The organism is Streptomyces massasporeus (assembly GCF_014648995.1).
Taxonomy (GTDB): Bacteria; Actinomycetota; Actinomycetes; order Streptomycetales; family Streptomycetaceae; genus Streptomyces; species Streptomyces massasporeus.
Genome location: NZ_BMSE01000004.1, coordinates 212490 through 237495, shown reverse-complemented (window position 1 = coordinate 237495; position 25006 = coordinate 212490). Strand labels below are relative to the sequence as shown.

Sequence of the window (25006 nt, the reverse complement as noted above, 5' to 3'; positions counted from 1 at the left end):
TCAGTGCATCGCGGTCGTGGCGTAGACGCTCTCCGCCCAGGAGGCGATCTGGTCCTTCGCGAGATGCCGGGCCAGGTCGGCTTCGCTGATCATGCCGACGAGACGCTTGTCCTTGATCACGGGCAGCCGGCGGATCTGGTACTCCCGCATCTCGTGGAGCACCTCGCCGACATCGGCGTCGGCGTCGATCCAGCGGGGCGTGCCCTTGGCCATCTCACCCGCGGTGATCCTGGCGGGGTCGTGACCCATGGCGACGCAGCCGACGACGATGTCACGGTCGGTGAGGATGCCGCAGAGCCGCTCGTTCTCGTCGCTGATGGGCAGGGCGCCGACGTTCAGCTCGCGCATGAGCTGGGCGGCGCGGTCGAGGGTTTCGTGGGCGGGGATCCACTGGGCGCCGCGGTGCATGATGTCTCCGGCGGTGGTCATGGAGTACCTCCCGGTGCCGGACGGCCGGCGCGGAGCGGGACGCACCGCGAGTCCCGGCGCCCTTCATTCTCGCCGTGCCACCGGATGCCCGCACACGGAAGCCGGGCGCCCGCCGACCGGGCAGCGAACCCGGGGCGCGCTTCAGCCGCCCCACGCCGGATGGCGCGGATCGTCGGCCCGCACCAGGACGTCCGCCGTCGCCACCGGGTCCGACTCCTGCGCGTAGCGCTCGAAGGCCGGGAGGGTCCAGTGCTCGGCCTCGGGGGTGCGACGGCGCAGGGCGCCCTGGGAGAGGAGGACGTGGACGCTCAGATCGAAGGGGAACCAGTGCTTGAGGAGGAAGGGCCCGTGCAGCAACAGCACGCCACCGGGCGGGAGTTCGACGTAGGGGCTGCGGGTGGCACGGTCGGCGGCAGGGTCCCACAGGTCGGGCAGGACGCGACCGGTGCCGTCGGCTTCGAGCGGGCCGAACACCTCGCGCCACAGGGCGCCGGTGTCGTACCAGCCGCTGTAGTAGGCCTCGACGTCCTGGTGGCCGTACTCCAGCCGTACGGAGGCGGGGCGCCAGAAGCCATCCGTGCCGACGACGAGCGAGGAGCGGCCGCGTACGCGCAGCGCCTCCGAGACCCGGTGGGCGAGGTCTCCCGGGCGGGCTGCCGGGGCGCCGTCGAAGGCGATGCGCGGCCAGGGGCTGCCGTCGGCGGGCTTCAGATCGAGCAGGCGTTCGGCGAGCAGGTCGCCGAGCCGTTCCCAGGTGATCGCTTCGAGTCGCACACGGCCCATGATGCGTCAGGCCGGGGCGGTAGAGGGATCCACCCACGGCCGCCTCCCCGGGGGCACGAAAGGGTCGCCAGGTCTGTCGTGAAGTGCGTAGTTCGCGCCGCTGTCAGGGGGAATGAACCCTGTATGGCCCCCCGTGTGACGCTCCCGCCCCTCACCGGACTTCTCGTCTTCCAGCCCCTCAAGCGGCGGTACTGCGCCGAGTGCCGGCGAGGGCCGCTGCCGCTGCTGATCCTCGAGGACGGTGCCCCACGCTGCCTCGACTGCGCCGACCTCGGGCATCTGGTGTTCCTGCCGAGCGGCGACACCGCGCTGACCCGCAGGTCCAGGGAGGAGAGCACGCTGTCGGCGGTTGTCGTGCGGTTCAACCGGCGCAAGGGCCGGTACGAGCGGCAGGGCGTCCTGGTCGAGGAGGAGGCGCTCGCGCGGGCCGAGCTGCGGTGTCTGGCGGACGCCGAGGCGAGACGGCGGCGCCGAGTGCGGGACGCGCGGCGGCGGGCGGCTCAGGACGCCCTGTTCGCGCAGGCGTTCGCGACGGAGATACGCCGGCTGTTTCCCGGGTGCCCGGCCGACCGGGCGCGGGCCGTCGCCCTGCACGCCTCGGAGCGGGGCAGCGGGCGGGTGGGCCGCAGCGCGGCGGGGCGTGCGCTGTCCGAGGGCGCGGTGACCGCGGCGGTCGTGGCGTCCGTACGGCATCTGGACACGCCGTACGACCGGCTGCTGATGAGCGGCGTGCCCAGACACGAGGCGCGGCGGCGGATCGCGGCGGCGGTGGCGACGGTGCTGCGGGGCTGGACCGAGGCGGGTCTCGGCTCGGCGGGGTGACGCGAGAGGGCCCGGGGCCTGGAGCCGCCGGGTGCCGCATGGGCGTCGAAGGCCCCGCCAGGTCCTGCCGGGTGCAGCCGGGGTGCCGCCGGTTGTTTCCGGGGCCTTGGACGTCCCGCGGAGAGAGCCGTTCGGTGGACCGTGGACGCCTGCTTATGGCTCCGCGCCCCTCGGCCATGGTCACTGTGCCCGTACGGGAATTCACTTGTGGTGAGGAAGGGTGCCGGGCAGGATCCCGGCTCGACGGGCGGGAGAGGGACATGATCGACGGACCGTACTTCGTGCTGACGGTGCTGGGTGTGCTCGGGACCGGACTGGTGGCCGGGGTGTTCTGCGGGTTCTCGACCTTCGTGATGCGGGGCCTCGGCATGCTGCCGTCGGCGCAGGGGGTGGCCGCGATGAAAGCGATCAACGTGGCCGCGGTGACGCCGCCGTTCATGATCGTGTTCCTGGGGTCGGCGGTGCTGTGCGCGGTGATCGCCGTGGTGACGTTCGTGCTGTGGCCGGACGAGGGGGCCGTGGCGCTGCTGGTGGGCAGCGCGCTGTATCTGTTCGGGTCGTTCGGGCTGACCATGGTCGCGAACGTGCCGCGCAACGACGCGCTGGCCGAGCTGGAGCCGGGCACCCCGGAGGCGGCGGCGTACTGGCCGGCGTATGTGCGCGAGTGGACGCTGTGGAACCACGTCCGCACGGCGGCCTCGGCCGGGGCGGCGCTGTCGTACGTGCTGGCGCTGACCTGACGGCCGTGCTGTCGTACGTGCCGGCGCTCACCCGAAGGCCGTACTGTCGTACGTGCCGGCGCTCACCTGAAGGCCGCGCCACGCGGCGACAGGCACCGGCCCGGAGGCGGACGTATCGTGGCGAAAAGACCGCCGCACCACGAGTAAGAGGACGCGGCCCCGCACGAGAGCCGCACCACGACCGACAAGAGCGCCGCCCGACGACGCACGGCCTGTCACACGCGCACGCAAGGAAGACGGCCATGGCCGATCCCAAGGGTTTCATGACCACGCCCCGCCAGGACTGGCCGCGCCGGCCGGTGGAGGAAAGGGCGCGGGACTGGGACGAGGTCTATGTCCCCGGGGCGCTGCTGCCGATCATCAGCAAGCAGGCCGACCGTTGCATGGACTGCGGCATCCCCTTCTGCCACGACGCCTGCCCGCTGGGCAACCTGATCCCCGAGTGGAACGACCTGGTGTCCAGGGAGGACTGGCGGGCGGCCGCCGACCGGCTGCACGCCACGAACAACTTCCCGGAGTTCACCGGCCGGTTGTGCCCGGCGCCGTGCGAGGCGGGGTGTGTGCTGGCGATCAACCAGCCGGCCGTCACCATCAAGAACGTCGAGTGCGCGATCGCCGACCGAGCCTGGGAGGAGGGCTTCGCACCGCCGAGGCCTCCGGAGCGGCTCTCCGGCAGGACGGTGGCGGTGATCGGCTCGGGCCCCACCGGACTGGCCGCGGCTCAGCAGCTGACGCGGGCCGGGCACACGGTCGCCGTGTACGAACGGGACGACCGGCCCGGCGGGCTGATGCGGTACGGCATCCCCGAGTTCAAGATGGAGAAGCGCCATCTGGAGCGGCGCCTGGAACAGATGCGGGCCGAGGGGACGAAGTTCCGGACGTCGACGGCGGTCGGGCGGGACATCGGGGCCGACGAGCTGCGCACCCGCTACGACGCCGTGGTGCTCGCCACCGGGGCGACGGCGTGGCGTGAACTTCCGGTGCCGGGGCGGGAGCTGACGGGCATTCACCAGGCGATGGAGTACCTCCCGCTGTCCAACCGGGTGCGTGAAGGTGATCTGGAGAGCTCTCCGCTGTCGGCCGCAGGAAAGCACGTCGTCATCGTCGGCGGCGGCGACACCGGGGCGGACTGCCTGGGCACGGCCGTCCGGGAGGGCGCCGCGTCCGTGACCCAGCTGGACATCTACGCGCTGCCGGACGCGGTGCGCGACGAGGACACCGAGCCCTGGCCGACGTACCCGATGCGGGTATACCGGCTGTCCGCCGCCCATGAAGAGGCCCGTGACCTGCGCACCGCCCCGGTCGCCGACGCGGACGCGCGGCTGTTCGCGGCGTCCACGCTGCGCTTCGACGGTGACGCGCAGGGGCATGTGCGGTCGCTGCACCTGACCGAGGTGGACGCGCGGCGCAGCCCGGTGGAGGGCACCGGGCGGACGCTCCCCGCCGACCTCGTGCTGCTCGCCCTCGGCTTCTTGGGGCCCGACCGGGAGGACGGGCTCGTCGACCAGCTGGGGCTGGAGATGGAGCCCCGCGGGACGATCGCGCGGGACTCCGGTTTCGCCACGAACGTGCCCGGGGTGTTCGCCGCGGGGGACGCGGCCCGGGGACAGTCGCTCATCGTGTGGGCGATCGCCGAGGGGCGGGCGGTGGCGGCGGCCGTCGACCGTCATCTGACGGGCAGTTCGAGGCTGCCGGCCCCGATCGGACCGCACGACCGGCCCATGGCGGTGTAGGTGTAGCGCCCTGCCGCCGGGCTCCCACGGACGTCACCGCTCGTCCGTCCCCGCCACCTTCCCCGTCGACAGCGCCACCCGGTTCCACGTGTTGATCGTGCAGATCAGAGCGAGAACCTGGGCCAGTTCCCGCTCGTCGAACTGCGCCGCGGCCCGCGCGTAGACGTCGTCCGGGACGCCGGCGTCGGCGATGAGGGTCATGGCGTCGGTGAGGGCGAGGGCCGCCTGCTCCCGCTCGGTGAAGAAGGGGCGGGCCTCGCGCCACACCGCGACCATGTGCAGCCGGTCCTCGCTCTCGCCGGCCTTGCGGGCGTCGTTGGTGTGCATGTGGAGGCAGTACGCGCAGTGGTTGAGGTGCGAGGAGCGGATCTGGATCAGTTCGACCAGGGCCGGGTCGATGCCCTCGCGGGCGGCGGCGTCGAAGGCGATGAGGGCCCGGAAGGCCTTCGGGGCTGACCTGCCGAAGTCCAGCCGGGTCGCCGTCATCTGGGTGCTGTCGGTGCTCGTGCTCGTCGTCATGCCCTTCAACCTACGAGCCGAAAAGACCCACTGTAGGGTGCATTTCCATGACTGATTCCTGGGTCAATTCAGCGGAGCGGATCGGTTCCGACCTGCATCTGGAGCTGACCGGGCCGGGCGGCAGACGGGCGGCGCTGATCCGGGCGCTGCGCGAGGCCGTGCGCAGCGGGCGGCTCGCTCCGGGCACGCGGCTGCCGCCGTACCGCTCGCTCGCGGCGGACCTCGGCGTCGCCCGCAACACGGTGGCGGACGCGTACGCGGAGCTGGTCGCCGAGGGCTGGCTCACGGCCCGGCAGGGCTCGGGGACCAGGGTCGCGGAGCGGGCCGAGCCGCTGCGACCCGCCGCACGCGTGCCCAAGAAGGCGCCCCCACGCCCGCGTGGCCCCCGGCACGACCTGATGCAGGGCACGCCGGACGTCTCGGCGTTCCCGCGCACCGCCTGGCTGGCCTCCTACCGGCGGGCCCTCCAGCAGGCGCCCAACGAGGTGTTCGGGCCGGGCGACCCCGCCGGCCGGCGGGAACTGCGGGAGGCGCTCACCGAGTACCTGGCCCGCGCGCGTGGCGTGCGGACCGCGCCGGACCGGATCGTGATCTGTTCCGGTTTCGCGCACGCGCTGCGGCTGCTGTTCGGAGGCGGCGTCCTGCGCGGGCCCCTGGCGGTGGAGGCGTACGGACTCGGGTTCCACCGGGAGGTCCTGGCCGCCGCCGGTGTGCGGACTGTGCCGCTCCCCCTCGACGAACACGGGGCGCGGGTCGACCGGTTGGGGCCCGAGCGGGCGGTGCTGCTCACGCCGGCGCACCAGTTCCCCACCGGCGGACCGCTGCACCCCGGGCGCCGGGCCGCCCTGATCGACTGGGCGGGCACGCGGGACGGGCTGGTCCTGGAGGACGACTACGACGGGGAGTTCCGTTACGACCGCAAGCCGGTCGGCGCCGTGCAGGGGCTCGACCCCGAGCGCGTGATCCACATCGGCTCGGTCAGCAAGAGCCTGTCACCGGCGGTGCGGCTGGGCTGGATGGTGCTCCCCGAGCGGTACGTCGACGCCGTCCTGGCCACCAAGGGTGAGCGCGAGGCGTGGGCGAGTGTCCTCGACCAGCTGAGCCTGGCGGACTTCCTCGTCTCGGGATCGTACGACCGGCACGTACGGCGGATGCGGCAGCGGTACCGCAGCCGCCGGGACCGGCTCGTCGCGGCACTGGCCGTGCACGCGCCGCACATCGAGGTGACCGGCGTGGCGGCCGGGCTGCACGCGGTGCTGCGGTTGCCGCCCGGCACCGAGGCGTCCGCGGTCAAGGCCGCCGCCTGGCAGGGCATCGCCCTCGACGGCCTCGCCGCGTTCCGGCACCCGGAGACGGACATGCCGGCGGACGACGGTCTCGTGGTCGGGTACGCGACCCCCTCCGAGCACGCCTACGGGCCGGCCCTGGAGGCGCTGTGCGGTGCACTGCCGCCGCCGTGACCGGCCCGAGGCGGAACCTGGAGGACCCCGAGGGGCCCAGGTCGTGTCCGCAAAGTCCCGCCTGCCCCGCGACGCCTGGCACGCTCCCCCAAGCTCTCGACTCCGCTCGAGCAGGGGGCACCCCCACTCGCCGCACCGGACGAAGCCCCAAGTACATCCAGTACGAGGGACTCCGCCCGGCACGCCGAGAGCACGCTCCCCCAGTCTCGGCTGCGCTCGACCGGGAGGGGCCCCCACGACGCCGCGGGGCCCGCCCTCCGGGCGAACGACGGGACTTTGCGGACACGACCTAGGCCTTGCGCCCGACCGCCCCGTAGCCCGGGATCACCCCGTCGTCCTGGCCGGTCACGGGCTCGCCCAGCTCGGGGTGCCAGTGGTGCGGCACTTCGACGCCGGGCTCGACGAGGTCGAGGCCGTCGAAGAAGCGGGTGAACTCCCCGCGGGAGCGCAGGGCCAGGGTGACGCCCGCGGCGCGCAGCTTCTCGGTGGCCGCCTTCGACTCCTCCGGGGTGAAGTCGGCGGTCGCGTGGGTCATCACCAGGTAGCTGCCGGACGGCAGTTCGGCGAGCAGCCGGCGGACCAGGTCGTGGGCGCCGTCCTCGTCGGAGACGAAGTGCAGCAGTGCGATCAGCGACAGCGCGACGGGCCGGGTGAAGTCCAGGACCTTCCTCGCGCCCTCCAGGATGGCGTCCGGGTCGCGCACGTCGGCCTGGAGGTACTCGGTCGCCCCCTCGTCCGTGCCGCGCAGCAGCGCGGCCGCGTGCGCCAGGACGATGGGGTCGTTGTCGCAGTAGACGACCCGGGCGCCGGGCGCGGTCTCCTGCGCGACCTGGTGGAGGTTGGGCTCGGTCGGGATGCCGGTGCCGATGTCCAGGAACTGCCGTACGCCGCTGCGGGCAAGCCAGCGCGTGGCCCGGTGCATGAACGCGCGGTTGACCCGCGCCATCACCGGCACCCGGGGGTCGAGGGTGAGCATCTGCCGGCCCATCTCCTCGTCGACCGGGTAGTTGTCCTTTCCGCCGAGGTACCAGTCGTACATCCGCGCGGGATGGGGTCTGGTCGTGTCGATCTGGACGGCCGGCATGGGGTCCTGCCCGGTCATGAGGCGCTCCGTAAGGCACAGAGGGTGGTCAATTCAGCACCGAATCAAGGAAGTCGAACAACAGAATCGGCAATCACGTCAGGACAGCAGGAAGTCAGCCTCCCCCGCCTTGGCTCCTTCGATGAAGGCGGTCATCTCGTCGGTGGTGTAGATCAGCGCCGGCCCGTCCGGGTCGGTGGACTGCCTGAGGGCGATCCGTCCGTCGGCGAGTTTCATCGCCTCCAGGCAGTTGCCTCCGTTTCCACCGCTCCACGGCTTGTGCCAGCCTTCGCTGCCCAAGTCGCGCGCGGGCATGCCGTTGTAGACGTGTTTGCGCGGCTTGATGCGATCCATTCACAGCTCCTTGCGGAGGTCCCGAAGGATCTCCTTCGTGCGATGTGCCGTAGCGGCCTGCGCCGCCATGCGGTCCATGACCTCGAGGTGGGTCGCCACCTCGGTGCGCGCGTCGAGATAGACCGCGCCGGTCAGGTACTCGCTGTAGACCATGTCCGGCAGTTCGGGCACGGCGAATCGGAACAGCACGAACGGCCCGTACGTGCCCGGGTGCGGCCCGCCCGCGAACGCGGCGATCTGCAACGTCACGTTGGGCAGCTTCGTGGCGTCGAGCAGTTTGTCGATCTGGGCGCGCATCACCTCCGGGCCACCGACCGGGCGCCGCAGCGCGGTCTCGTCCATCACGACCCAGAGCCGGGGGGCGTCCTCACGGGTGAGCAGGTCCTGGCGCCGCATGCGCAGGGCGACATGGCGCTCGATGTCCTCGGGCCGGGTCTGGCCGATGGCGCCCGACCGGAGCACTCCGCGCGCGTAGTCCTCGGTCTGCAGCAGCCCGGGGACGAAATGGGGCTCGTAACTGCGGATGACACTGGCCGCGCCCTCGAGGCTCACGTACATCGAGAACCAGCCGGGCAGGATGTCGTGGAAACGCTGCCACCAGCCGGGCCTGTTGGCGTCCTCGGCCAGTTGGACGAAGGCTTCGGCTTCCTCGTCGGAGATTCCGTAGGCCTTGAGGAGCAGTTGCAGATAGGGGATTTTGAGCGCGACCTCGGCCATCTCCATACGCCGGACCGTGGCGGGGGCGACGCGCAGGATACGCGCGGCCTCCTCGCGCCTCATCCCCGCGCGTTCTCTCAGGTCCAACAGGCGTCGGCCGAGTACGACCTGACCGACCGTCGGCGCGGACCGCGGTTCACTCACGCTCCACCTCCACGAAGAGTTCTGACGAGCCGGCCGGAAAAGAACGCTGACAGCCCGGCGGCGCCATTCGAGGACCCTTTCGAAGAACTGATCCGAACAAACGTTTCGAACTGATCTTCGACGATCTCAACTGGCGCCGCGCGGGGTGCTGTTGCGAGCAGTGTGCCACGGCCTTCCAGACCGTCACACAGCACTCTGCAATTTTCAGAGTGACACTTGCCAAGTGTTCACGGCGGGGCGATAGTGGCAAGCGTGATTCCGTCCGCGCCCTTAGGAACAGACGCCGCCGCAAGCCCGCCCGGGCTTGGCGCCGCTACGGGAGAGGCCCCCCTCGGGGCCGCTGCCGAGCGCCGGTTCCGTTTCGAGCTGGCCGCACATCCGGGTTCTCCCGCCCAGGCCAGACGCCTGACGCGGGCCCGGCTGACGGGCTGGTCGGTGTGCGAGGACACGTGCGACAGCGCGGCCCTGGTGGTCTCCGAGCTGGTCACCAACGCCATCGTGCACACGGCGAGCACCCACATAGTGTGCGAGCTGCTCGACGGCGACGACCTGGTGCGGATAGCCGTGCGCGACGAGGGCTGCGCCCCCGGCCAGCCCCACGCCGCCGGCCGGACACGGCCCGAGGAGGAGCACGGGAGGGGACTGCTCCTCGTCGACGCCCTCTGTCATTCCTGGGGTGCCCATGAGAACGGCCCCGGGCTGCTGGTCTGGGCCGAGCTGCCCCGCACGGCGGACACCCCGGACGCCTCGGACGCCCCCGGCACCGCGGAGTGTCCGGCCGGACCCCGGAGCGACCTGGGGTGGGGAGCCCGCCCCAAGCGGGGTCCGTCCGACGACTCGGGCGACGGGGACGAGACCCATCAGGCGCGCCACCTGCGCGGCGCCCCGGAGGTTCCCCCGCAGGGACACCACCGAGAGCGGAGGCCCGCATGAGCCCGGTACGGGGAGGCCGCGTGCTGAGCCTGGACACGCTGGTGCGCGTCCGGCGCGGACTGCACACGCCGGGCCCCGCCCTGCGCCTGCCCGTGCCCGACGGCATGACCGCCCCGCTCGGCTGCGACGCGATCGCCGTCCCCGCCCGCGTCGGCCCGCTGGTCATGCCGCGGCTGCCCCGGGTGGGCTGCGTCTACGCCGACGACGCGCACTGGTGGTGGCTGGTGCCGGCCGATTCCGACCACGCCCTGGAATGGCCCGCCCCGGCGCGGTACGTCACCGGCGCGGTCGTCCCGGACCTGCTGGAGATCCCCGAACTGATCCACCGCCCGGACGGCACGCTTCCGTACACCCCGCCGATCCCCCTCTATCTGGCGCTGTGCCGCGTGACGGGAACGGCCCCGTCCTGGTCACGCCCCGTCAGCGCGTAGGCGGCACACGCCCCCTCGTGCCACCGGCCTTCGCACACCCGGGCCCTCATCACCCCGCCCCGAAAGCCGCATCCACCCCCGGCGCGGCCCTCCACTCCCGCACCACCCCACACGCCCGCGCCGCCCCGCACCTCCCCCGGCCAGGTCGTGCGCCCGCGCGCATCCGGCGCCCCGGTCCGCGCCCTGCCCGGCGGACGCCCGCCCCGCGATAGTGGCCGTTCGTTCATGTGCGGGCCCGAACGGGGAGGTCGGTCAACGTGGGGAAGAAGCGGACCGCGCCGGAGGTGTCCGAGTCGGAGCGGCTGCTCTTCGGCGGGCCGCTGCGCTACGACATGGGCTGGAACCAGCACGCCGACGCGTTCCTGGAACTGAACTTCCGCGCCATGATCACCCGGCTGCCGTCCCTGCTCGCGTCCAGCCTCGAGCTGGCCCGGCAGGCCGACCGGGCAGCCGCGCGGATCGTGCTGGCCGCCGAGGCCGGCCGGGGCGTGGCGCAGGCGGTGGCCCTGCTCGCCGTCAACAGCGTGCTGGCCGGGCTGATGAGCGGCGGCCCGATCGACGACCGGCTGCGCGGAGCCGTCCCCGCCCTGGTCACGGTGGCCGCCGTGATGTTCCTCGCCGCCCTGCTGCGGGCCGCGAGCACCTACGCCACCGGCCGGCTGGAGCCCAAGGTCGAGCGGGTGGCGACCGAGCGGTACCTGGAGCGGGCCGCGGCCGTGGAGCTGGCCGCGATCGAGGACCACGCCTTCCACAAGCTGCTCGACACCGCGCAGTACGGCGCCGCCTCCGCGCGCCGGATGATCTCCTACGGCACGCGCGTGATCAACGCGATGATCTCCCTGGTCGCGGCGGCGGGCGTGCTGACCGTGCTGCACCCGGCCCTGCTGCCGCTGCTGGTCACGATGACCCTGCCGAGCGCCTGGAGCGCGCTGACCGTCGCCCGGCGGCGCTACGAGTCCTTCCACGCCTGGGTGCAGCACGCCCGCGCGGGCCGGCTGCTCGGCAACCTGCTGATCGAGCCCGAGGCGGCCCCCGAGATCCGGGTGCACGGGGTGGGCTCCTTCCTGCTGCGGCATTTCCGCGCGATGTCCGAGACGGCCGAGGCCGAGCAGGCCCGCCTGGCCGGGCTCGCCGCCCGCACGGGCCTGATCGCGGCGGCGTGGACGGGCCTGGCGACGGTGGCGACGTACGCGACGCTGGGCGGGCTGCTGCTGGTTGGCGCGATGGCCCTGTCGGTGGCGGGTACGGCCGTGATCGCGATCCGGACCGGGTCGCAGAGCCTCGACACGCTCGTGGTGGAGGTCAACGCGCTGCACGAGGAGGCGCTCTTCGTCGGCGATCTGCAGCGGCTGTACACCGAGGCCGACCAGTGGGCGATCCCGGCGGGAGGCGCGCCGCTGCCGGAGGACCCGCGCGAGATCCGCTTCGAGAACGTCACGTTCCGCTACCCGGGCGACTCGGCCCGGCCCGCCCTCGACGACGTGACGCTGAGCCTGCCGCTCGGCCGCATCGTCGCGCTGGTCGGGGAGAACGGCTCCGGCAAGACCACCCTGGTCAAGCTGCTCGCCGGGCTCTACAGGCCGGAGCGGGGACGGATCCTGTGGGACGGCGTGGACGCGGCGACCGCCGACCGGCACCGGCTGGCCGAGCGGATCGCCATGGTGGCGCAGGACTTCAAGCGGTGGCCGTTCACGGCCCGGGTGAACGTCGCCCTGGGCCGTCCCTCGGTGCCCCTGTGCGAGGACCGGCTGGCCGCGTCGGTCGCCGAGGCCGGGGCGGAGACGGTCATCGCGGACCTGCCGCGTGGACTGGACACGCTGCTCGCCCGCAACTTCAGCGGCGGGCACGAGCTGTCGGGCGGCCAGTGGCAGCGGCTCGGCATCGCCCGGGCGGCCTACCGCAGGGGCCGCATCCTGATCGTGGACGAGCCGACGGCGGCCCTGGACGCCCGGGCCGAGCTGGAGGTATTCGAGCGGATCCGCGCCCTGGCCGACAGCGGCCAGACGGTCGTGCTGATCACACACCGGCTGGCGTCCGTACGGCACGCGGATCTGGTGCACGTCCTGGACCAGGGCCGGCTCGTGGAGTCCGGCACGCCGGACGAGCTGCTGGCGACCGGCGGGCTCTACGCCGAGCTGTACGCGCTCCAGGCGGAGCAGTTCGCCCCGTCACCCGCGCCGATCCGGAAGGTGCCGGCGCCGAAGGCGGGCTGACGGCACACGTCAGGCGGTGACGTCGGCCACGTCCCCGCTGCGCACGATCACCAGGAACATGTCCGTGGCGAGGTCCATGACGACCTCGGCGGGCAGGCCTTCGCTTCGCCGCGCCTGCGCGAACTCCTCCGCAGGCCAGGAGCCACGCGGCCCACCGGCGGGAAAGCGCTCGAGCACCGTTCGCCCGTTCACCCTGCACCTCCATGTAGCGCTGTACTCGTAGAGTTAAACGCCAACGATGGGGTGAACGGCTCGCGAAGTGACGGTTCTGAGACGTAGTTGACACGCGTTCACCGCCAAGTGTGACCAACCTCTCAGCCTCTTGGCGGATGTGTTCACTTTGCGTATCAGTCGTCGTACTCGTCGTGATACCGGATGCGCTCACTGCCCGCAGGCGCCCCATAGGCCGACGCGCGCCCCTTGGGCTCCTCCCACTCCTCCTGCCGGCCGAGTGCGGTGAGGTCCAGCAGGCTGGTGGTCGAGCCCAGGCCGTCGAGGCCGCGCTCGTACGTCGTGTACGTGTGGAAGACCCGGTCGCGGTCCCGCAGGAAGCAGCTGAGGCCGGGCCGCTCGACGAGCTCGCCCTCCCGCTGCAGGGTCACCTCGAAGTCGCGGTTGAAGTCACCGCCGTACGACGAGTACCAGGGAAGCGTCCAGCCCATCCGCGCCTTGAACGGAAGGATCTTCGGATAGGGCGCGCGGGACACGGCGGCGAACGACGTGTCACGGGCGTGGAGATGGGCGAGATGCCCCACTTGGTCCAGGAATCCGGAGCAGCTGCGGCAGCCCGCGTCCCACTCGGGCGCGAACATGAAGTGGTAGACGACGAGCTGGCGCCGGCCCTCGAACAGGTCGAGCAGGGTGGCCTTGCCGTCCCCGCCCTCGAACACGTACTCCTCGTCGACCTCCACCATGGGCAGTCCGCGCCGCTCGGCGTTGAGCGCGTCCCGCGCGCGGGTGGCGGCCTTCTCCTTGAGCAGCAGTTCCGCGCGCGCCGCGCGCCACTCGCCGCGCGAGACGATCTCCGGAAGCGACATGGGCCCTCCTGTGACAACGGTCCGTCCGGGGTGGTGACCGGCGGGAGACGCGGAACTCATCGCTGCCCGGGAGAATTTCCGGAAGTTCTTCGCGTGCCGCCGGACGCTCTCCGGCGGATGTCGTCGGACGCCCTCCCGCGGATGCCGGCGGTCGTCAGGTGTCGTACCGCTGGATGCGGCGGTCGTCAGGTGTCGTACCGCTGGATGCGGCGGTCGTCAGGTGTCGTACCGCTGGATGCGGCGGCCATGGCCGCGGTCGACGAGGGCGGGCAGGCGCTCCTCCAGTTCCCGTGCCACCTCCGGCACGTCGATGGTCAGCAGTTCCCGGTCGCGCATGAGGATCCGTCCGTCGACGATCGTGGTGCGGACGTCGGCCGAGCGGGCGCTGTGCACGAGGGTGGCGGCGAGGTCGTGGACGGGCCGGGTGTGCGGCCCGGTGAGGTCGACCAGGATGATGTCGGCCCGCCGGCCGGGCGCGATGCTGCCGGCGCTGTCACCGAGGCCCACGGCCCGCGCGCTCTGCAGGGTGGCGTGGTGCAGGGCCTGGCGGGAGGTCAGCCGGCGGGGGTCGCCCTCGGCCGACTTCTGGACCAGTGAGGTGAGGGCCATGGACTCCCACACGTCGAGGGAGTTGTTGGACGCGGCGCCGTCGGTGGCGAGTCCGACGTCGACGCCGATGTCGCGCAGGGCGCGGACCGGTGTGGTGTCGGGCCAGGCGAACTTGAGGTAGCCGCGGGGCGCGGTGGCGACGGCCGTCCGGCCGTCGGCCCGCTCCAGGAGGGGGAGGTCGCTGTCGACGATGCCGGTGCCGTGGGCGAGGAGCAGGTCCGTGTGGAGGATGCCGGTGCGTTCCAGGACCTCGATCGGGGTGACGCCGTGGCGGGCCAGGCTGGTCTCGGTCTGGTCGCGGTTCTCGGCGGCGTGCAGGTGCACGGGCAGGCCGTGCGTGCGGGCGAGTTCGGCGATGCGGGCGAGGTCGGTGTCGTCGACCGTGTAGGGGGCGTGCGGGGCGAGCGCGGTGGTGATCCGGCCGCCGGCCGCTCCGCGGTGCCGCAGCGCGAACTCCACTGACCGCTCCAGGCCTTCGGGGCCCTGCGAGGAGAAGAAGGCCTCGCCGAGCAGCGCCCGCATGCCGCAGTCCGCGACCACCCGCGCCACCGCGTCCATGGCGAAGTAGTGGTCGGCGAAGCAGGTGACGCCCGCGCGGATCATCTCGGCGCAGGCGAGCCGCGCCCCCAGCTCGACGTCCCGCTCCGTCAGGTTGGACTCGACGGGCCAGACGACGTCGTTGAACCACTCCTCGGTCGGGAGGTCCTCGGCGAGGCCGCGCAGCGCGACCATCGGCGCGTGCGTGTGACAGTTGATCAGGCCGGGCAGGGCGACCTGGCCGCGGGCGTCGATCCGCTCGGCGGCGGTCAGGTCAGCGGCTTCCGCGGTGGTCGTGACGGCCTCGACGATCCCGCCCCGTACGACGATCGCTGCGTCCTCCGCGAACCCGATCCGCTCTTGATCGTCGTGCACGAGGACGGTACATGCGCTGATGATGAGGTCGACGGGACTGTCCGCGGCAGAAGGCGTCATCACGCCAACGTACGACGGCGTCGTAGGGCGGCATGAGCCGAACCGCACTTCCCGTCACGGCTCTGTCGCGGGGCGGGCCGGGCGCGCACCCTGGCCTCACCACCCCGACTGTCGGCTTCTGAAAGGAGCCCGGCATGCTCCTCGGCACCTGGAATCTGGAGAATCTCTACCGGCCCGGAGGCCCGTACGGCCCGCACGACGAGGCCGGGTACGAGGCGAAGCTCGCCGCGCTCGCCGCCGCGATCACCGAGCTCGATCCGACCCTGCTCGGCGTACAGGAGGTGGGCGACCCGGAGGCCCTGAAGGACCTGGCCGGGATGCTCGACGACGACTGGCACGTCGCCCTGTCGGAGCATGCGGACAGCCGGGGCATACGGGTCGGGTTCCTGAGCCGTACGGCCATGACGGTGGTGGCCGACTCGCGGGCGTTCCCGGCGGAGTTGCGTCCCGTCCAGGGGGACGACTCGGGGCTGACGGCGGGACAGGCGGGGCGGGGCGTCCTGGCCGTGGAGGTCGAGGGCGGGGACGGGCCGCTGCGGGTGGCGGTCTGTCATCTGAAGTCGAAGCTGCTGTCGTTTCCGGACGGCCGGTTCCAGCCGCGCGACGAGGGCGAACGGGCCCGCTACGGCGCCTACGCCCTGTACCGCCGGGCGGCCGAGGCGACGGCGCTGCGCGCACTCGCGGACGAGCTGCTGGCCGGTGACGGGCGGGCGCGGGACGTCGCCGTCCTGGGCGACCTGAACGACGAGGTGCAGGCGGCGACCACGCAGATCCTGCTCGGCCCGCCCGGCTCGGAGATCGGCACCACGGGTTACGACCGGCCCGACCGGGGCGATGCGACGCGACTGTGGGACGTGGCCCCGCTCATCCCGCCCGGGCAGCGCTGGTCCCGGGTGAACTCCGGGCGACGCGAGCTGATCGACCACGTGCTGCTGAGCCACCGCCTGGTGCACCGGGCGACGCAGGCGGGCTCGGGCCTGCCCGCCGAGGGTCCGCCCGGCCTGCCGTCGGTCGGCCCGGACCCCTCGGAGCGCCGGGGCGAACCCGGCTCGGACCACGCTCCGGTGTGGGTGCGGGTCGACGGCTGAGGCCCGGCGGCCTCGCCGGATCTGTCGCGACCGTGCGGGCGGCCAACCGGCGGCGGCGCCGGGCGTGCTAGCCGGCGAGGGGTGTCCGGGGCGGCCGTAGTCCCACCCGTTCTCCGCGTCCGGCGAGTTCGGCGAGGACGACCGTGAGGCGTTCCTTGTGACGGGGCCCGATCCGGCCGGCGTCGTCGAGGTGCACGGCGCAGGCGGTCGTGGTGTCGACGAGGCGTTCGAGGAGGTCGGCCACCTCGTCCGCGCCCTCGGTGTGCCGGGCGAGGGCGGGCAGTTCGTGCGCGGCGAGGGAGATGGCCGAACGGGCCTCGGCCAGGGTGCGGTAGGCCTCGCGGCGCAGGGTCCAGCGGGTGGCGCGGTGGTCGGAGGGGGTGCCGGAGTTCCCGATGCGCGGGGCGTCGGCCTCATCGAGCACGTGCGTGAGGTAGGCGTACGCGGCGTCGCCCGCGGCCGCGAGCCGGGCGCGCACGGTCCCGCCGCGCTGTCCGGGCATCGGCAGGTGCCCCGTGATCAGCACGATCGCGCAGGCCAGCAGCGTCTCGCCGATCCGCCCCGCGGAGGCCTGGGGTTCGCCGCCGACCATGACGAGCGCGAGGACGAGGACGGTGACGACGGCCGTCTGGGCGGCGAAGTGCCGGGTGGCGACGGGTATGAGCGCCCCGCTGAGGGCGACGAGCGCGACGAGGCCTTCCGGGCGGGGCAGGACGGCGGCGAGCCCGGCGAAGAGGAGCGCCCCGAGGACGGTCCCGGCGGCCCGGTTCAGCACGCGCGAGACGAGCGGCCCGAGGTCGGGCTTGACGAGGAACACGGCGGTGGCGGGCAGCCAGTACCAGTGCTCGTGCTGCCCGTACCACTGGCTCTGGTGCAGGGCCTGGGCGACCGCGGAGGCGGCGCCGAAGCAGAGGGCGACACGGAGCCCGTACTCGCGTCCGGCGGTTCCGAAGGCGGCGCGCAGCCGGTCCCCGGCGCCGCGCGGTCGGGTGTGCAGATCCCCGCCCCGGCCCTGGTCGAACACCTCGGCGGCGTGCAGGAGGGCGTCGTCGAGGGCGCGCAGGGCCGGCGCCGAACGGGACGGTGCGGGCAGCGGCCCGGTGTGGGTGTTGCCCCGTACGGCCGCGGCGAGCCGCCGGGGGCCTTCGGAGGCCCGCTCGGGGACGGCCTCCTCGGCCCAGGCGAGGGCGGTGGCCGCCTCGGCGAGGGGCAGGGCCGCGGCGTACTGCGCGTGCAGCCTCCGCTCGGTGGAGGAGGAGGCGTACCTGCGCAGCCGGGGCCCGGCGAGGGCGTCCTGGGCGTGGTCGAGGGCGGCGGTCAGCGCGGCCCGGCGGCGGATGGCGTCCGGCCCGCCGACGGCGTCGAGCAACTCGGCGACGGCCTCGTACACGCCGGCCACGGCATGCCGCTCCCCGTCGAACCGGAAGTCACCGGCGAGGGAACCGGGCGTGGGCAGGGCGAGCCGCAGCACGAGCAGCCACCCCGCCCCGGCGAGAAAGGCGAGCGCCCGCTCCCACCCCGGTTCCGGCAGGGGCATCCCGGCGCCGATCGCCGCGCCGACGAGCAACTGCGTGCCGACGGCGGACGCGACGGGCCCGATGGCGCTCATCCCCCCGGCGACGAGCCCGACGGCCGTGAGCACCAGGGTGAGCACGACCGCCCCGGTGCCCTGCCCGGTGTACGTCCCGACCACGAGCCCGGCCGCACCGCCCAGGGCGGGCACGCCGATCCGCTTGACGGAGACGCGCCGGCTCCCGGGCCGGTCGTTGATCCCGGCGAGCATGGCGGCGATGGCGGCGACGACGCCGAGGGAGGTGAGTCCGGTCTGTACGGCCATGAGCAGCAAGGGCCCGGCGGACAGGGCCCCCCGCGTCACCGCGCTCCAGGGCACCGGCCCCCGCTGGGCGTGCAGGGCGTGCGCGAGCCAGGGCGGAAGGTGGGGGGCGATGCGGCGGGACACGGGGCTCCTGTCGTCTCGACGAGGGCAGGGGTGAGCCTTCGGGCGACGGTGGCCGGGGCGGGGTGTGACTGCCCACGGTAGGCGGGGTTCCTGGAGGATAGGTTTCCGGAACGTGTCGGACGGCTCGGAACCGGCGTTCTTTATGTACGCAATCGAGAACCGGGGCGATCGAGAACCGGGCCGCGGCAACCTTTCCCGGCCCCGGTGACCACTGGTGGGTGTGAGCGCGCGTTCTCCTGAACCACGCAAGGACCCGAAGGACTCATCCGTGGCATCCGCATCCCACCGTCGTCCCCTCCGCAAGCGGCGCGCGGCCCTCGTCTGGGCCGTCGCCGTGACAGCGGTGGGACTGCTCGTCTCCCTCGTGATCGTCCTGCGCCCCGGCGGCGAACCGGACACGGTACGGACGGCGGCCGGTACGGCGGCCGGCGCCGGCCCGAGCGCCTCGCCGACGACACGCAAGCCGACGCCGGCACCGAAGCCCTCCACGGCGTCCCCGACTCCGAGGCGCACCCCGGCCGCCGCGGTCTCCGCTACCACCCCGCCGGCGCGGCCCTCGCCCGCCGCCCCCCGGGCGTCCGCACCGCGTCCGGCGTCCGGCGCGGCGCCCCTGGCGGGCCGGATCAAGCCCGGGACCACCTACGACGGCGTCGCCACCCACTACGACGCCAAGGACGGTGACGGCGCCTGCCTGTACGGCCCGAGCCCCGACCTCATGGTCGCGGCCATGAACCACACCGACTACGAGACGTCCCAGGCGTGCGGGGCGTACATCCTGGTCCGCGCGGCGAGCGGCGCCTCCGTCACCGTCCGGATCACCAACGAGTGCCCGCTGCCCTGCGCCCCGGGGCAACTCGACCTGAGCAAGGAGGCCTTCGCGAAGCTCGCGGGCCTCTCCGCGGGGCGGATACCGGTCACCTGGAGCCTGCTGAGCCCCAGCACGTCCGACACGGTCTCGGTCCGCTACAAGACCGGCTCCAGCCGCCACTGGTGCGGCATCCAGGCCCTCGGCCACCGCAACCCGCTGGCCCGGCTGGAGGTCAGGACGGGCAGCGGCTGGAGCCGGCTGACGCGCACCGAGTACAACTACTTCCTCTCCCCCGACGGCACCGGCTGCGGCGGTTCCCTCAGGCTCACCGACATCTACGGCGAACAGCTCACCGTCGACGGCATCACGATCCGTCCGGACACCGTCCAGCCGACCCGCGTCCAGTTCACCCGGCGGTGACGGCCGCCACGGCCCGCGCGAGGAGCGTCTCCACGTCGGTGACGGCCCGGGCGAGCGCGGCCGGACCGTCCGTCAGGTCGCGTACGGCCGCGTCCACTTCCGCCAGACCCGCCCGCGCCACCAGCCCCTTCTCATTGGTGACCCACTCCCCGCGCGCCGCGAGCACCGCGTGCGCGGTCTGTGTCGCGGCGAGGGCGATCGCCCCGGCGACCTGGGTGGCGGCGTTCTTCGGGGCGTGGCCGGCCCTGGCGTAGGCGAGGGTGGCCGCGGCCATGCCGTGCCAGTGCGCCGGGGCGCTCTCGCGCAGGGCCCGCGGATAGGCGTCCGGGCGCGGCAGTTCGCCCCGCAGCACCTTGTTGATCGCGAGTTCGGCGACGAGCAGGTAGGTCGGGATGCCCGCCAGGTGGAACATGAGGGGCTCGACACGGAAGCGGCCGGCCTCCGCTTCCGCCAGTTCGTGCTCGACGACGTCCAGATCGCGGTAGTGGACGTCCACGCGACGGCCCTCGATCGTCAGCCAGGCCCCTCCGTTGAAGACGCCACCGCCCCACGCCCCGATCTCGCAGACCTCGCCCTCCCAGCCGACCGCGCGCAGATCGGCCGGGTCGAAGGCGCCGCGGTAGTAGACCGCCAGGTCCCAGTCGCTGTCGGGCCGTTCGGTGCCCTGGGCCCGGGAGCCGCCGAGGGTGACGGCCTCGACGGCGGGGAGCAGGGCGAGGCGGTCTGCGACGGTGTCGAGGAAGGCGGGCACGGTGGGCTCCCGGGCAGACGGACGGTGAGGGCCCGGGCAGCGTAAAGGGAGGGCTCGACCGCCGTGAAACGAAATACGGGTGCGCCCGTGCGCCGGGCCTCGCATGATCGGTGGGTTGCCCTGTAGCCGCCCGCAGATCGGAGACCTCGCGTGATCCGCCGTGTCACTGTCCCGAGCCTCTTCCCGCCTCCCACCTACGCGCACGCCTCCGTCGTCGAAGCGGGCACCAGGCTGGCCTTCCTCGCCGGGTCCGTGCCGCTGGACGCCGCCGGCGAGCTGGTCGGTCCCGGGGATCCGGTGCGGCAGGCCGAGCAGGTGATCGCCAACCTGGAGGAACAACTGAGGGCCGTGGGAAGCGGTCTGGCCCACGTCGTGGCGACCGAGGTGTACGTCGTGAGCGGCGAGCCCGCCGTGCTGTCCGCCGTCTGGAGTGTGGTGGAGGCGTCCGGTCTCAGTGCGGGTCCGCACTCGTCGACGCTGATCGGCGTGGCGTGTCTCGGGTACACGGGACAACTGGTGGAGATTACGGCGACAGCCGTCGTACCCGAGGGGTCCGCCGCCGAGGGGTCGTCCGCCTGAGGAGAATCCATGCTGATCGAGCACCGCGGGCGGCGTCCCGTCGTCCCCGAGACCGCGTACGTCGCCCCTACGGCCGTCCTGTGCGGGGCCGTCGTCCTCGGTGAGCGCAGCCGGGTGCTGCACGGCGCCGTGCTCACGGCGGAGGACGGGGAGGTGCGGGTCGGGTCGGACGTCGTCGTCATGGAGAACGCGCTGGTGCGGGGGCGGTCCGCGCACCCCGCCGTGATCGGGGACGCGGTGCTCGTCGGCCCGCACGCCCATGTCAACGGGGCGACCCTGGAGGACGAGGTCTTCGTGGCCACCGGCGCCTGCGTCTTCCCGGGGGCCGTCGCGGGCGCCGGTTCGGAGCTGCGGATCCACAGCGTGCTGCACGTCAACTCGGTGCTGCCGCCCGGCACCGTCCTGCCCATCGGCTGGATCGCGGCGGGCGCGCCCCGGGCCCGGCTCTTCGCTCCCGGGGAGCACGACGAACTCTGGCAGATCCAGGAGGCGCTGGACTTCCCGGGGACGGTGTACGGCATCCCGCGCGGCACGCCGATGCGGGAGGTGATGGCCCTGCAGACGAGGCTCTACGGGGCCCATCACGACGACGTCACCCTCGACGGCCCGGCCTGAGTCACCGCCGTCCGGGCCTCCCCCACACCCGCCGTTTGGGCAGCGGCTCGGCGTAGGTCCCGGTCCTGCTGGTCGTGAGGCCCAGCGCCACCAGCGACTCCGCCAGTTTGACGGCCGCGGCGACCCCGTCGACGACCGGCAGGCCCAGCTTCTCCCCGACGACCCGTTGCAGGCCGGTCATGCCGGCGCAGCCCAGGACGAGGACCTCCGCGCCGGCGGCGCAGGCGCGTTCGGCGGCGGCCAGGAACGCCGTCTCGGTCCGTTCCTCGTCGCCGAGGTCGAGCACGTTCAGGCCCGTGCCGACGATCGCGGCGCAGTTCCGCGCCACGCCCGCCGTCTCCAGGCTGTCCTCGATCTGGCCGCGCGAGCGCTCCAGCGTGGTCACCACGCCGTAGCGGCGGCCCAGGAGGCAGGCCAGATGCGCGGCGGCCTCGGTGATGTCGACGACCGGCGCGTCGACCAGTTCCCGTACGCCCTCCCTCCCGTGTTCCCCGAATCCGGCCATGACCACGGCGTCGTACGGCGGTCCGTCGTAGGTCCGCAGCGTGTCCAGGACGGCCGCGGCGGACAGGTAGCTGTCGAGCCAGCCCTCCGCGGACGCCGGCCCCCAGGCCGGAGTCAGTCCTTCGACGGTGGTGCCCGGACCTGCGGCGGCCCGGGCACCTCGCGCGATCTCCTCGGTCATCTCCTGCGTGGTGTTGCAGTTGGTGACGACGATCCGCACGTCTCTCAGACCTCCGCGGTGGCGCGCTCGGGACGGCACAGGGCCGCGTACAGGCCGGCGGCGAGCGCCGTGCCGATGAACCAGGAGTACGGGGCGACGTCACTGAAGGTCGTCACCAGCGCGAGCACCGCCGCGACACCGGCCGCCGGCAGGAAGGCCCACAGCGCCTTGGGGTTGAAACCCTTGCGGTAGTGGTAGCGGGCGTCGGGAGAGGCGTCGAACAGTTCGTCCACGTTCACGCGGCCGCGCTTGACCCAGTAGTAGTCGACCATGATCACGCCGAACAGCGGGCCGAGGAAGGCGCCGAGGCCGCCGAGGAAGTAGTTGACGACGGTCGGGTTGGAGAAGAGGTTCCAGGGGGTGACGAGCAGCGCCGCTACGGTGCTGATCATGCCGCCGACCTTGAAGGTGATCTTCTGCGGCCAGACGTTGGCCAGGTCGTACGCCGGCGAGACGAAGTTGGCGACGATGTTGACGCCCATGGTGGCGATGGCGAAGGTCAGCGCGCCCACCACCAGCACCCAGGTGTTGCCGATCTCGGCGACCAGGTAGGCGGGGTCGGTGATCTCCTTGCCGAAGACCTCGAAGGCGCCCGCGGTGACGATGACCGAGACGATCACGAAGGCCGTGGAGTTGACGGGCAGGCCCCAGAAGTTGCCGCGCCTGACCGACTTGTAGTCGGGGGCGAAGCGGGAGAAGTCGCAGAAGTTGAGCATCAGGGTGCCGTACGTGGCGAGGACCAGGCCGATGGCGCCGAACCACTGGCGCCACTGCTCGCCGACCGAGACCGGGTGCGGGGTGGAGGTGAGGGAGATCGTCCAGCCGGCCTTGTAGAGGATCCACACGGCCAGCGCGATCATCACGAGCCAGATCGCCGGGCCGCAGAAGTCCTGGAACTTGCGGACCGATTCCATGCCCCGGCTGATGATCGCCGCCTGGACCAGCCACAGGGCGATGAAGGAGACCCAGCCGAGCGCGTCAAGGCCCAGGAACGAGTTGTGCGTCCACGACTCAAGGCCGGGCCAGGCCGCCAGCAGCATCACGTTGACGGCGACGGAGGCGAGGTAGGTCTGGATGCCGTACCACATGATGGCGATCACGGCCCTGATCAGCGCCGGGATGTTGGCGCCCCAGATGCCGAAGGCGATGCGGCTGACCACCGGGAAGGGCACGCCGTGGCGCTGGCCGATCTTCCCCATCCAGTTCATGCCGATGTAGATGATCACGAACCCGACGAGCAGGGACGTGAAGATCTGCCAGACGTTCATGCCGAGGAAGAGCAGTCCGGCGGCGAACGTGTAGTTGCCGAGGTTGTGGACGTCGGACATCCACATGGCGAAGAGGTCGAAGACCTTCCAGTTGCGCTTCTTGGCGGGCGCGAGGTCTTCGTTGGTGAGCCTGGGATCGGGGACGAACGCTGGGGTGCCGGTGGTCGCGGCACGGTCGGCGAGGGACACGGGGCCTCCAGAGCAAGGGGACGACGGAGGACTGCTCGGCAGGACTGCGGACGGCTGCCCCACGAGGTGTTTGGTATACCAAACTGCGGTCATGGTCCCGCCGTCAACCGTTCTGACCGATGTCGCTCCTGTTAACGCTCCGTAAAAGACATCTCGCGTCGACGAAGATGGGCTGCATGACGAAGATCGAACCCCTCGGAGCGGTACGCGAACGCGTCACGGCCGATCTGCGCCAGGAGATCATCGCGGGCAGCCTCCGCCCTGGAGACCGCCTGGTCGAACGCGAACTGGCGGAGCGTTTCGGCGTGTCGCGCGTGCCGGTCCGGGAGGCGATCCGGGCACTCGTGGCGGAGGGTTTCGTCCACTTCGAGACACCCCGTCGCACGGTGGTACGCCGCCTCACCCCGACCGACGTCAAGGAACTGTTCGAACTGCGAGAAGCCCTGGAGGTCTACGCCGCCGGCCTCGCCGCGTCCCGCGCGACACCGGAGGACCTGGCGGAGGTCCAGGAACTCATCGACCGCGCGGCCGCCGCGACCGAGGCCGGGGACGCCGAGGCGATCACCGACGTCAACAGCCGCCTGCACGACCGCATCATCGCGATGGCGGGCAACAGCCTGCTGACCGAGGCCCTGGAACCGGTCGCCGGGCGGCTGCGCTGGATGACCCGGCGCAACGAGGAGTGGCCCCAGCTCCTCGTGGAGCACCGCGAGCTGTACGAGGCGATCGCCTCGGGCGACCCGGACCGGGCCCGCGCGCACGCGCTGACGCACGTGCGGACCAACTACCGCTCCACGGTCCGCCACCTGTTCGGCGAGGAGGCTCCCTAGGGTCTGTCGTTCTGCGACGCCGACATGGTCCGAACGACAGGCCTCAGCCGCTTCGGGTGGCCAGGCCCGCCGCCCGCCCGGCCGTCCGCAGGACGTCACGCAGCATGGTGGGCGTGAGCCGGCCGGTGAAGGTGTTGCGCTGGCTGACGTGGTAGCAGCCGTAGAGCTCCAGGCCGTCGAGGCGGGAGCGGGCGCCGTGCGAGAAGGCGGGGCGCGGCCGGGGCACGAGCCAGCCGGCCTCGGCGAACGCGGGCAGCGCGGCCTGCCACCCGAAGGCGCCGAGCACAACCACGGCCCGCAGGGTCGGGCGCAGTAGCCGCAGTTCCTGCACGAGCCAGGGACGGCAGGTGTCCCGCTCCTCGGGGGTGGGCTTGTTGGCGGGCGGGGCGCAGTGCACGGGCGAGGTGACGCGCACGCCGTACAGCTCCAGGCCGTCGTGCGCGTGCTCGGCGGTCGGCTGGGAGGCGAGGCCCACGTCGTACAACGCCTCGTAGAGGACGTCGCCGGAGCGGTCGCCGGTGAACATCCGGCCGGTGCGGTTGCCCCCGTGGGCGGCGGGGGCGAGTCCCACGATCAGCAGCCGGGCGTCCGCCGGCCCGAAACCGGGGACCGGCCGGGCCCAGTACGTCCAGTCCGCGAAGGCCGCTCGCTTGGCGCGGGCCGTCTCCTCGCGCCAGGAGACCAGCCGCGGGCAGGCCCGGCAGTCCGTGATGCGCCGGTCGAGGAGAGGAAGACCGCTGGCGTCCATCACTCCACCGTAGGCGCAGGTGAGGTCACCGTCGTCACGGGGGCGAGAT

Annotated in this window: 26 protein-coding genes; 12 read left to right on the top strand and 14 right to left on the bottom strand. The window is 72.7% G+C overall.

Annotation, left to right across the window (positions count from 1 at the left end; all coding sequences use genetic code 11):
* The gene (locus IE153_RS12645) at nt 1-429 is read right to left on the bottom strand and encodes a CBS domain-containing protein (protein ID WP_185010008.1); all 429 of its coding nucleotides are present in this window, start codon (nt 427-429) and stop codon (nt 1-3) included.
* 141 nt (nt 430-570) lie between these two features.
* Nucleotides 571-1212, bottom strand: a complete 642-nt coding sequence (locus tag IE153_RS12640; protein WP_189589808.1) for a nucleoside/nucleotide kinase family protein — start codon at nt 1210-1212, stop codon at nt 571-573.
* Between the two features lie 123 nt (nt 1213-1335).
* Here IE153_RS12640 and IE153_RS12635 point away from each other — a divergent pair, with 123 nt between their 5' ends.
* The 3 genes from IE153_RS12635 (at nt 1336) to IE153_RS12625 (ending at nt 4507) form a co-directional block, all read left to right on the top strand.
* Nucleotides 1336-2034, top strand: coding sequence for a DUF2293 domain-containing protein (locus IE153_RS12635; protein ID WP_189589807.1), 699 nt, complete (start codon nt 1336-1338; stop codon nt 2032-2034).
* A gap of 260 nt (nt 2035-2294) precedes the next feature.
* Nucleotides 2295-2774: an anthrone oxygenase family protein gene (locus tag IE153_RS12630; RefSeq protein WP_189589806.1), complete on the top strand. Its 480-nt coding sequence runs from the start codon at nt 2295-2297 to the stop codon at nt 2772-2774.
* Between the two features lie 242 nt (nt 2775-3016).
* Complete coding sequence (locus IE153_RS12625) at nt 3017-4507, top strand: glutamate synthase subunit beta (RefSeq protein ID WP_189589805.1); 1491 nt, start codon at nt 3017-3019, stop codon at nt 4505-4507.
* 33 nt (nt 4508-4540) lie between these two features.
* Here IE153_RS12625 and IE153_RS12620 read toward each other — a convergent pair whose 3' ends face one another.
* Nucleotides 4541-5026 (bottom strand): carboxymuconolactone decarboxylase family protein, encoded by a 486-nt coding sequence (locus IE153_RS12620; protein WP_189589804.1) that lies wholly within the window; start codon nt 5024-5026, stop codon nt 4541-4543.
* A 47-nt stretch (nt 5027-5073) separates the two neighbouring features.
* Between IE153_RS12620 and pdxR the strand changes: the two genes are divergently transcribed.
* A complete protein-coding gene (gene pdxR, locus IE153_RS12615) occupies nt 5074-6486 on the top strand; it encodes a MocR-like pyridoxine biosynthesis transcription factor PdxR (protein ID WP_189589803.1) in 1413 nt (470 codons plus the stop codon).
* Nucleotides 6487-6775: 289 nt separating this feature from the next.
* Here pdxR and IE153_RS12610 read toward each other — a convergent pair whose 3' ends face one another.
* The 3 genes from IE153_RS12610 to IE153_RS12600 all read right to left on the bottom strand — a co-directional run bounded on the left by IE153_RS12610 (nt 6776) and on the right by IE153_RS12600 (nt 8782).
* Nucleotides 6776-7588, bottom strand: a complete 813-nt coding sequence (locus IE153_RS12610) for an SAM-dependent methyltransferase (protein WP_189589802.1) — start codon at nt 7586-7588, stop codon at nt 6776-6778.
* Nucleotides 7589-7666: 78 nt separating this feature from the next.
* A complete protein-coding gene (locus IE153_RS12605) occupies nt 7667-7921 on the bottom strand; it encodes a DUF397 domain-containing protein (RefSeq protein ID WP_030852880.1) in 255 nt (84 codons plus the stop codon).
* The gene (locus IE153_RS12600) at nt 7922-8782 is read right to left on the bottom strand and encodes a Sco1979 family transcriptional regulator (protein WP_189589801.1); all 861 of its coding nucleotides are present in this window, start codon (nt 8780-8782) and stop codon (nt 7922-7924) included. It lies immediately after the preceding gene.
* Nucleotides 8783-9025: 243 nt separating this feature from the next.
* Here IE153_RS12600 and IE153_RS12595 point away from each other — a divergent pair, with 243 nt between their 5' ends.
* From IE153_RS12595 to IE153_RS12585, 3 genes are all read left to right on the top strand, one after another.
* Nucleotides 9026-9715 carry an ATP-binding protein gene (locus IE153_RS12595; RefSeq protein WP_189589800.1) on the top strand — a complete coding sequence of 230 codons (690 nt, stop codon included), beginning with the start codon at nt 9026-9028 and terminating at the stop codon, nt 9713-9715.
* Nucleotides 9712-10146, top strand: coding sequence for a hypothetical protein (locus IE153_RS12590; protein WP_189589799.1), 435 nt, complete (start codon nt 9712-9714; stop codon nt 10144-10146). Before IE153_RS12595 ends, IE153_RS12590 begins: the two co-directional genes overlap by 4 nt.
* Nucleotides 10147-10403: 257 nt before the next feature.
* Nucleotides 10404-12359: an ABC transporter ATP-binding protein gene (locus IE153_RS12585; RefSeq protein WP_189589798.1), complete on the top strand. Its 1956-nt coding sequence runs from the start codon at nt 10404-10406 to the stop codon at nt 12357-12359.
* A gap of 9 nt (nt 12360-12368) precedes the next feature.
* On the opposite strand, the gene IE153_RS12580 is transcribed toward IE153_RS12585, so the two are convergent.
* The 3 genes from IE153_RS12580 to IE153_RS12570 form a co-directional block, all read right to left on the bottom strand.
* Complete coding sequence (locus tag IE153_RS12580) at nt 12369-12551, bottom strand: DUF8839 family protein (RefSeq protein ID WP_142164584.1); 183 nt, start codon at nt 12549-12551, stop codon at nt 12369-12371.
* A gap of 155 nt (nt 12552-12706) precedes the next feature.
* Nucleotides 12707-13396, bottom strand: a complete 690-nt coding sequence (locus IE153_RS12575; RefSeq protein WP_189589797.1) for a DUF899 domain-containing protein — start codon at nt 13394-13396, stop codon at nt 12707-12709.
* Nucleotides 13397-13612: 216 nt separating this feature from the next.
* Nucleotides 13613-14977 (bottom strand): amidohydrolase, encoded by a 1365-nt coding sequence (locus IE153_RS12570; protein WP_189589796.1) that lies wholly within the window; start codon nt 14975-14977, stop codon nt 13613-13615.
* 134 nt (nt 14978-15111) lie between these two features.
* On the opposite strand from IE153_RS12570, the gene IE153_RS12565 reads away from it, so the two are divergent.
* A complete protein-coding gene (locus IE153_RS12565; RefSeq protein WP_189589795.1) occupies nt 15112-16065 on the top strand; it encodes an endonuclease/exonuclease/phosphatase family protein in 954 nt (317 codons plus the stop codon).
* Nucleotides 16066-16132: 67 nt separating this feature from the next.
* On the opposite strand, the gene IE153_RS12560 is transcribed toward IE153_RS12565, so the two are convergent.
* A complete protein-coding gene (locus IE153_RS12560; protein WP_189589794.1) occupies nt 16133-18025 on the bottom strand; it encodes an FUSC family protein in 1893 nt (630 codons plus the stop codon).
* A gap of 268 nt (nt 18026-18293) precedes the next feature.
* Between IE153_RS12560 and IE153_RS12555 the strand changes: the two genes are divergently transcribed.
* Nucleotides 18294-19253, top strand: coding sequence for an expansin EXLX1 family cellulose-binding protein (locus IE153_RS12555; RefSeq protein ID WP_189589793.1), 960 nt, complete (start codon nt 18294-18296; stop codon nt 19251-19253).
* Here IE153_RS12555 and IE153_RS12550 read toward each other — a convergent pair.
* Entirely contained in the window at nt 19240-20004 is a 765-nt protein-coding gene (locus IE153_RS12550; protein WP_229828976.1) for a nucleotidyltransferase domain-containing protein, read from the bottom strand. The two genes, IE153_RS12555 and IE153_RS12550, sit on opposite strands and share 14 nt — an antisense overlap.
* Before the next feature lie 150 nt (nt 20005-20154).
* Between IE153_RS12550 and IE153_RS12545 the strand changes: the two genes are divergently transcribed.
* Both IE153_RS12545 and IE153_RS12540 read left to right on the top strand, forming a co-directional pair.
* Complete coding sequence (locus IE153_RS12545; RefSeq protein WP_189589791.1) at nt 20155-20583, top strand: RidA family protein; 429 nt, start codon at nt 20155-20157, stop codon at nt 20581-20583.
* Nucleotides 20584-20592: 9 nt separating this feature from the next.
* Complete coding sequence (locus IE153_RS12540) at nt 20593-21198, top strand: gamma carbonic anhydrase family protein (RefSeq protein WP_189589790.1); 606 nt, start codon at nt 20593-20595, stop codon at nt 21196-21198.
* A gap of 1 nt (nt 21199) precedes the next feature.
* On the opposite strand, the gene IE153_RS12535 is transcribed toward IE153_RS12540, so the two are convergent.
* Nucleotides 21200-21922 (bottom strand): aspartate/glutamate racemase family protein, encoded by a 723-nt coding sequence (locus tag IE153_RS12535; RefSeq protein WP_189589789.1) that lies wholly within the window; start codon nt 21920-21922, stop codon nt 21200-21202.
* Between the two features lie 5 nt (nt 21923-21927).
* Nucleotides 21928-23379: an NCS1 family nucleobase:cation symporter-1 gene (locus IE153_RS12530; protein ID WP_189589788.1), complete on the bottom strand. Its 1452-nt coding sequence runs from the start codon at nt 23377-23379 to the stop codon at nt 21928-21930.
* A gap of 176 nt (nt 23380-23555) precedes the next feature.
* Here IE153_RS12530 and IE153_RS12525 point away from each other — a divergent pair, with 176 nt between their 5' ends.
* Nucleotides 23556-24209 carry a GntR family transcriptional regulator gene (locus IE153_RS12525; protein WP_189589787.1) on the top strand — a complete coding sequence of 218 codons (654 nt, stop codon included), beginning with the start codon at nt 23556-23558 and terminating at the stop codon, nt 24207-24209.
* A gap of 43 nt (nt 24210-24252) precedes the next feature.
* On the opposite strand, the gene IE153_RS12520 is transcribed toward IE153_RS12525, so the two are convergent.
* The gene (locus tag IE153_RS12520; RefSeq protein ID WP_189589786.1) at nt 24253-24957 is read right to left on the bottom strand and encodes a uracil-DNA glycosylase; all 705 of its coding nucleotides are present in this window, start codon (nt 24955-24957) and stop codon (nt 24253-24255) included.
* Nucleotides 24958-25006: the final 49 nt, after the last annotated feature.

Excerpts from the sequence above, each read along its gene's own strand:
- IE153_RS12645 (WP_185010008.1), bottom strand. The coding sequence starts at position 429 with ATGACCACCGCCGGAGACATCATGCACCGCGGCGCCCAGTGGATCCCC.
- IE153_RS12640 (WP_189589808.1), bottom strand. The coding sequence starts at position 1,212 with ATGGGCCGTGTGCGACTCGAAGCGATCACCTGGGAACGGCTCGGCGAC.
- IE153_RS12635 (WP_189589807.1), top strand. The coding sequence starts at position 1,336 with ATGGCCCCCCGTGTGACGCTCCCGCCCCTCACCGGACTTCTCGTCTTC.
- IE153_RS12630 (WP_189589806.1), top strand. The coding sequence starts at position 2,295 with ATGATCGACGGACCGTACTTCGTGCTGACGGTGCTGGGTGTGCTCGGG.
- IE153_RS12625 (WP_189589805.1), top strand. The coding sequence starts at position 3,017 with ATGGCCGATCCCAAGGGTTTCATGACCACGCCCCGCCAGGACTGGCCG.
- IE153_RS12620 (WP_189589804.1), bottom strand. The coding sequence starts at position 5,026 with ATGACGACGAGCACGAGCACCGACAGCACCCAGATGACGGCGACCCGG.
- pdxR (WP_189589803.1), top strand. The coding sequence starts at position 5,074 with ATGACTGATTCCTGGGTCAATTCAGCGGAGCGGATCGGTTCCGACCTG.
- IE153_RS12610 (WP_189589802.1), bottom strand. The coding sequence starts at position 7,588 with ATGACCGGGCAGGACCCCATGCCGGCCGTCCAGATCGACACGACCAGA.
- IE153_RS12605 (WP_030852880.1), bottom strand. The coding sequence starts at position 7,921 with ATGGATCGCATCAAGCCGCGCAAACACGTCTACAACGGCATGCCCGCG.
- IE153_RS12590 (WP_189589799.1), top strand. The coding sequence starts at position 9,712 with ATGAGCCCGGTACGGGGAGGCCGCGTGCTGAGCCTGGACACGCTGGTG.
- IE153_RS12575 (WP_189589797.1), bottom strand. The coding sequence starts at position 13,396 with ATGTCGCTTCCGGAGATCGTCTCGCGCGGCGAGTGGCGCGCGGCGCGC.
- IE153_RS12570 (WP_189589796.1), bottom strand. The coding sequence starts at position 14,977 with ATGACGCCTTCTGCCGCGGACAGTCCCGTCGACCTCATCATCAGCGCA.
- IE153_RS12565 (WP_189589795.1), top strand. The coding sequence starts at position 15,112 with ATGCTCCTCGGCACCTGGAATCTGGAGAATCTCTACCGGCCCGGAGGC.
- IE153_RS12540 (WP_189589790.1), top strand. The coding sequence starts at position 20,593 with ATGCTGATCGAGCACCGCGGGCGGCGTCCCGTCGTCCCCGAGACCGCG.
- IE153_RS12525 (WP_189589787.1), top strand. The coding sequence starts at position 23,556 with ATGACGAAGATCGAACCCCTCGGAGCGGTACGCGAACGCGTCACGGCC.
- IE153_RS12520 (WP_189589786.1), bottom strand. The coding sequence starts at position 24,957 with ATGGACGCCAGCGGTCTTCCTCTCCTCGACCGGCGCATCACGGACTGC.